At 42.6% G+C, this 6,344-nt stretch carries 7 protein-coding genes; 4 read left to right on the top strand and 3 right to left on the bottom strand.

All coding sequences use genetic code 11. The annotated features are described in order from the left end of the window. Positions 1 to 866 (bottom strand): tetratricopeptide repeat protein (locus F6K49_RS33755; protein ID WP_293103659.1); only part of this gene is annotated, 866 nt, incomplete at its 3' end. A 190-nt stretch (positions 867 to 1,056) separates the two neighbouring features. On the opposite strand from F6K49_RS33755, the gene F6K49_RS33760 reads away from it, so the two are divergent. From F6K49_RS33760 to F6K49_RS33775, 4 genes are all read left to right on the top strand, one after another. Further along, positions 1,057 to 1,509, top strand: coding sequence for a helix-turn-helix domain-containing protein (locus F6K49_RS33760; RefSeq protein ID WP_293103662.1), 453 nt, complete (start codon positions 1,057 to 1,059; stop codon positions 1,507 to 1,509). A gap of 149 nt (positions 1,510 to 1,658) precedes the next feature. Beyond that, positions 1,659 to 2,549 (top strand): Rpn family recombination-promoting nuclease/putative transposase, encoded by an 891-nt coding sequence (locus F6K49_RS33765; RefSeq protein WP_293023716.1) that lies wholly within the window; start codon positions 1,659 to 1,661, stop codon positions 2,547 to 2,549. 32 nt (positions 2,550 to 2,581) lie between these two features. Then, positions 2,582 to 2,779, top strand: a complete 198-nt coding sequence (locus tag F6K49_RS33770) for a hypothetical protein (protein WP_293103665.1) — start codon at positions 2,582 to 2,584, stop codon at positions 2,777 to 2,779. Positions 2,780 to 2,791: 12 nt separating this feature from the next. Further along, a complete protein-coding gene (locus F6K49_RS33775) occupies positions 2,792 to 4,369 on the top strand; it encodes an NAD(P)/FAD-dependent oxidoreductase (RefSeq protein WP_293103668.1) in 1,578 nt (525 codons plus the stop codon). An 81-nt stretch (positions 4,370 to 4,450) separates the two neighbouring features. On the opposite strand, the gene larE is transcribed toward F6K49_RS33775, so the two are convergent. Both larE and F6K49_RS33785 read right to left on the bottom strand, forming a co-directional pair. After that, positions 4,451 to 5,281, bottom strand: a complete 831-nt coding sequence (larE, locus tag F6K49_RS33780) for an ATP-dependent sacrificial sulfur transferase LarE (RefSeq protein ID WP_293103671.1) — start codon at positions 5,279 to 5,281, stop codon at positions 4,451 to 4,453. 247 nt (positions 5,282 to 5,528) lie between these two features. After that, complete coding sequence (locus F6K49_RS33785) at positions 5,529 to 6,302, bottom strand: ABC transporter permease (protein WP_293103674.1); 774 nt, start codon at positions 6,300 to 6,302, stop codon at positions 5,529 to 5,531. Positions 6,303 to 6,344 lie beyond the last annotated feature (42 nt).

Genomic DNA, 6,344 nt, shown 5'->3' on the forward strand with positions numbered 1-6,344 from the left:
CTTAATGCTTGCTGGTAAGACTGTAGGGCTTCTTCTAGCTTGCACTGTTCGTGGAGTGTATTTCCTAAATTGTTATAAACCTCAGCAAAATCAGGTTTCAGCCTAATCGCTTCCTGATAGGACTGTAGCGCTTCCTCTAACTTGCCCTGTTTTTGGAGTATTGTTCCCAAATTGTTATGAGCGTCAGCATAGTCAGGTTTAAGCCTAATTGCTTCTTGGTAAGACTCTCTTGCAGCATCTAACTTGCCCTGTTTTTGGAATAGAGTCCCCAAATTGTTATGAGCCTGAAAACAATCTGCTTTAAGCTTAATCGCTTCCTGGTAGGACTCTCGTGCAGCATCTAACTTACCCTGTACCTGCAGTACATTTCCCAGATTACAATAAGCCTGAGCATAGTCAGGTTTAACCCTAATCGCTTCTTGGTAGCACTGTACCGCTTCCCCTAACTTACCCTGATTATGAAACAAATTTCCTAAATTGTTATGAGCCAGAGCATAGTCAGGTTTAACCCTAATCGCTTCTTGGTAAGACTGTACCGCTTTGTCTAACTCTCCTTGTGCCCAGAAGATATTTCCCAAATTGTTATGAACTTCAGCAAAGTCAGGTTTTAGGGTTAAAGCTTGTTGGTACAACCCTACCGCTTCCTCTAGCTTATTTTTTTCCTCAAATATACTTGCCAGATTAGCAATGGCTATCACGTTATAGGGCTTCGATAAAAGCTTTTCCTCACCCTGATTATCCCCCTGAATCTGTATTACCTGTCTGTAGATAGATTCAGCCTGATCTAATTTACCTAATTGATGATTTTGAGCAGCTGTATTGATTAGAGATTCAAGGTTTGATTCTAACAATTGGTTGGTAGTCATATAGCGGTTTACAGGGCAGAGCTAGGTCGCCGTAATACTAAATCCGTTTTGATTAGATATCAATCATGAAAAATTATTTCCCCCTGGTTGTCTGGTCAGTTTGGCAAAACTTTACATAACTTTACATTAAGCTGTCCAAGAATAAATTTTTGCTATACTAGTAGTATCGGAATAGTTAAGGAATCCGAACATGAAACACTGCGTTGGTACTACCGAAGCCGCATCTCTATTAGGTATTTCTTCTCGACGATTGCGCCAACTCCTGGAGAAGGGTCGGGTCAGGGGTGCCTATAAAAGTGGTAAATTCTGGATTATTCCTCTTTTCAACCACCTACCACAAATCACCAAAGCTACCCGTGGACCCAAGGGCAAATGGCGTACCAGTCGTCCTCCCGCTCTAGCCACCATCAATGTCAACCGTAATCGGATTGGCAGCAACAATGCTAAACCTGCCGAAGACCGTCAGCCAGTGATTTCGGTAAAACGAAGCGGCAACAATTTATACGGCAACCAGATCGAAATCCTTGGTCCATGTCGGATTGTCTATCAGCCCGAGCACCCACTGCGTTGTGGTGCTCGTCTATGGATTGAAACCTTCAGTGATGTTCATTTCATTGGTGGTAGTTTTCCCGCTAGTGTCTGATCCTAAGGGCATTGCTGATTCTGGCTATGGTTTTCCCAATTCTGGGGGTAACAAAACTTTCAAAGTCCCTCAGAATTCGAGGAGCAACCGGGGCTTTAATAAAACCAGATTATCGCGCATTTATTCCTTAATTCAGGAACGCCAAAACTATGAGATTTATCAGCCCAAAAATAGATTATGTCTTCAAAAAAATATTTGGTTCCAAAGAAAGTCAAACTATATTAATTAGTTTCCTTAATGCTATTATTTACAATGGCGAACCAATCATTAAATCTTTAACCATTATTAATCCCTATAATCCCGGTCAAGTATTGACTTTAAAAGACACTTATTTGGATGTAAAAGCAGTGTTAGCGGATGGAGAAATTGTCCTAATTGAAATGCAAGTCTCATCCATCACTGGTTTTAGCAAACGGGTACTTTATAATATGGTGAAAGGATATGTTAATCAGTTAAAAACAGCAGAGGACTATATTCGTCTTAAACCTGTTATAGCTGTCACAATTACGGATTTTATTTTGTTTGACGAAACTCAGCAAATTATTAATCAATTTGTGTTTCAAGAAAAAACAGAAAAGTTTGAATGTCTGGAAGAGGAATTGCAGTTAATATTTATAGAATTACCGAAATTCCATAAAAGACTCTCAGAATTAGAAACTTTAGCCGATAAATGGATTTATTTCATCAAAGAAGCTTCTAGTCTCGATAATATTCCTCCTTCTTTAGGAGAAGTATCAGAGATAGAATCAGCGTTAAATCTTGCTAATCAAGCTGGTATGACACCAGAAGAATTAGAAATTGCCGATCGCCGTGCTATGGCATTACAAGATGAAAGAGGAAAACTAACTTATGCTGAAGAAATAGGAAGAAAAAATGAGGCGATAGCCTTAATAATGCGTCAACTGAAAAAGCGTTTTGGGGAAATTGATCAAAAAAACATTAGCAAAATAGAAAATTTAACAATTGAAGAGTTGGAAAATTTGGGAGAAGACTTCTTAGATTTCAATAACATAACTGATTTAGAAAATTGGCTTAACTAGCATTCAGCCCGGATATAGCGTTCATAGGACTCATGAGGTACACATTATTTTTTACCTCTTCCCTCTTCCCTGCTCCCTGCTCCCGTCTTGATGCAAAGCGCGAGTGGGGGAAACCACGGCAGTTGCTCATGGGGGGAACCCCCAAGACCGCGCTGCCTCCCCAAGACCGCGCTGCCTCCCCAAGACCGCGCTGCATCGCTGCTCCCTGTTCCCTGTTCCCTGTTCCCTAAAAAAACCTAATTTTGCACTTAATCAAGTCCCCAATTGCTATAGTTGGTAAAATAATCGGATTGCCCGAACAGCAGCAGCGAAGCTGGTTACAAAAACGATTAGCCCGAAGGGCTACGCTACGCGATCGCAAAAATATAATTATGATCGACACTTATGATATTGTTGTGGTTGGTGCTGGTCCAGTGGGATTAGCCACTGCCATTGGCTTACAGCAGCGTGGTATCTCTAATTTTCTAGTCCTTGATCAAACTCGTGACTTTCGTCGAGTGGGTCAAGTTATCGACCTTCTGCCCAATGGATTAAAAGCGCTTAAGCACATAGCCCCTTCTGCTTACGAAGCAGTTAAAAAAACGGATCTGGAGTTTTTTCAGAAAGTGCAACCCAATGAAAAATGGGTTTACAAAAATTTTAAGGGAGAGCAAATTCATTCTTTTCCTCTTAGCTATGAGGATTGGTTCAATGATTATGGAGAGGGTCGAGTCTCTATATCTTGGTACGATTTACAGACCACTCTCAGACAGCAACTTCCCGTTGAACAGGTTAAAGCGAATCATCGTTGTATTAATGTAGTGGATGAAGGAAACACCGGATATGTTCGGCTAGATTTTGTTTCTGATGCAGCCATAGAAGCAAATCCCTATGCTCATTGGTCAAACAGACAGAACGATCAAGATACAGTCTCCTTCAATTCAGAGCATAGTGGCCAACAATTTAAAAAAAAATCAATCCGGGCTAGGCTAGTTGTTGCTGCAGATGGGATCAACTCTACCATTCGTCGGATTGTTTATAACGATAGTCCCTACAGTGGTTTAGCAAGACCTGACTATTCCGGATTTGCCGCCCTATTCTGTATGAAAATCACGGATATTCCTCCAGAGCTAAGCACAGAGCTTGAAAACAAATTTTTTCAGCAGGAACGGATTCTCACCATCACTAATGATCAAATCTCAGAGGATTCGGCTTCTATGGAATCCCCACGGATGCTCCTATTTCGCCGTCCCAATGCTCAGTTTGGGTATTTGCTCCATCTTCCTTTAAACCAGGAAGAGTTGACAGAAAAATCTGGAAGTGCCTTGATTGCTTTAGCATTGCGAGAGTTGGAAAACGCTAATTTTCCCAAAGCTCTCACACAATTAGTGGCTTTATCTCCTCCTGTCAAAATCAAATCCCGTCCCTATTACATTCACCGTGCAGAAACTCTATCTCCCTGGAGTTCAGGTAGAGTTATCTTAGTGGGTGATGCCGCCCATGGGATGCCTCCTTTCATGGCTCAAGGGGCTAATCAAGGATTGGAAGATGCTCTGGTTGTAGCTACCATGATCGCTAATATTATACAGAAAAATAATCTTGATAATATCCAAGCAATCGCCAATGCTTGCCTTAACTACGAATCTCTTCGTCGTCCCTTAATGGAGAAGATTCAACAAGCAACATTGACCGGAATTCCCTACAGTAACAAACAAGCATGGCATGACTACCAACAATTGGTATATTGTCGTAATTTTGAGCAATTGCTGGAGCAATGTAACCATTTAGCAGTCAGCAGTCAGCAGTCAGCAGTCAGCAGTCAGACAAAGGCTGATAGCTGATAGCTGATAGCTGAACGCGCACGCGTGCGCGTAGCGCTAATCGCTGTTCGCTAATAACTGAATGCTTACAAAAAGCCAAACTTATAAAGCTTTCATACTAATCACATCCTGGCCCAAAACTTGATTTAATTTGCCACTGCGATATCCTTCTAAATCCAGGGTCACATAGACAAAACCCAACTCCTGAAACTCTGCCACTAACGTCGGTAAATCTGTGGTTACCACAAATTCCTTAATCTCTTCCGGTAGTAACTCAATCCGTGCCGTATCTCCTTCTGAACGAACCCTCAAATTCGAGAAACCTAACTTCCGTAAATAGATCTCTGCTCGTCCTACCCGTTGTAACTTAGCCACTGTAATCATTTCCCCATAGGGAAAGCGAGAACTCAGACAAGGTTGGGCAGGTTTATCCCACCACGGCAGTCCTAATTGTTTCGAGAGTTGGCGCACTTCCGCCTTAGTTACCCCCACTTCCGCTAAAGGCGATCGCGCACCTCGTTCCTTTGCCGCCTGAATCCCTGGACGATAGTCCCTTAAATCATCCCCATTCACCCCATCGACTACATAAGGATAGCCTCGCTCCAGGGCTAGAGGTTTGAGAGTGTCGTGGAGTTCACTTTTGCAAAAATAACAGCGATTGACCGGGTTAGAGGTATAGTTGGGATTATCCATCTCATGGGTTTGGACAACCTCATGGGTAATGCCAATGGTAGCGGCTTGGATGCGAGCGTCTTCTAATTCTTCTGGTAATAGTGAGGGGGATTCAGCAGTGACGGCTATTGCGCGATCGCTTAAAACATCGTAAGCAATTTTAGCAACTAGCGTGCTATCGACTCCCCCAGAATAGGCAATCAAAGCCCGTTCCATCTCAGCAAATATAGTTTTTAATTGCTTGAGTTTCTGCTCTAGCATGGTTTTGATAAATAATTTTCCCTATTTTTAGCACTATCCCCATTTACTATCATGCCCCATTTGTAATCATTAGACTTTGTGGTAGTTGTTGGGAACAGGGAACAGGGAACAGGGAACAGGGAACAGGGAACAGGGAACAGGGAACAGGGAAAAAAAAATTATGCTTCTGACTTCTGACTTCTGAGTTCTGAGTTCTGAGTTCTGAGTTCTGAGTTCTGACTTCTGACGCTAAGCGTAGCGCTATAAATCAAAACTCCCGTTGCCAGAAGATTAGGATAGCGATCGCTAGCAGTAGCACGATGTAAAGTAATCCATAAAGTCCATTTAAAAACAGTTCTGGGAACGGGGGTAAGACACCATACACGGCATCATTCTTTAAATTGAGCCGTGATAAATCCGGGATAACCAAGTATAGAGTTTCAGTCATCCGCTCAATGCCAGGATTCTCGCTCAACTTGCTTAACTCCACTAAATCACGGCTCAAGTGTCCCATCATATAAACCCCAAAGGTCAGTAAGGTTGCTAGCAGTGAACTAGTAAATACACCAAACATCAGCGCTACTGCTGTGATTAGAGACAGTTCTAGAAATTGGTAAAGCACGGAAACCAGGATGCTAACCACAGGGTATTCAATACTAGAGGCACGTAAGCCCAGCAGATAAATGGCGGTCATAGCCACAACCAGCACAGCCAATACACCCGATAAGCCTAAGTGTTTGCCAATGATAAATTCAGCGCGGTTTAGAGGCTTGGGAATTAAGACTAAGACAGTACGCTTTTCGATTTCCTTGTTAATCAACCCCGTACCAACAAATACTGACACGATTACACCCAGGATACCCATCGCCGCTAGACCCAAATCCAGAAAAATTTTCTCTTCTGTGGTTGCTGCTACCTCCGGTAACAGCCTCAGGGCTATGCCTAGGGCTAGGGCAAAAAAGCCGATCAGATATAAAACGCGATCGCGTATCACTTCCCGAAAACCATTAGCTGCGATCGCCCAAATTCTTGCCAAACTCACCTACTATCTCCTATGCTCCGAATTCTTTTGCTTCCATCATAG

The sequence above is a fragment of the Moorena sp. SIO3I6 genome, assembly GCF_010672095.1.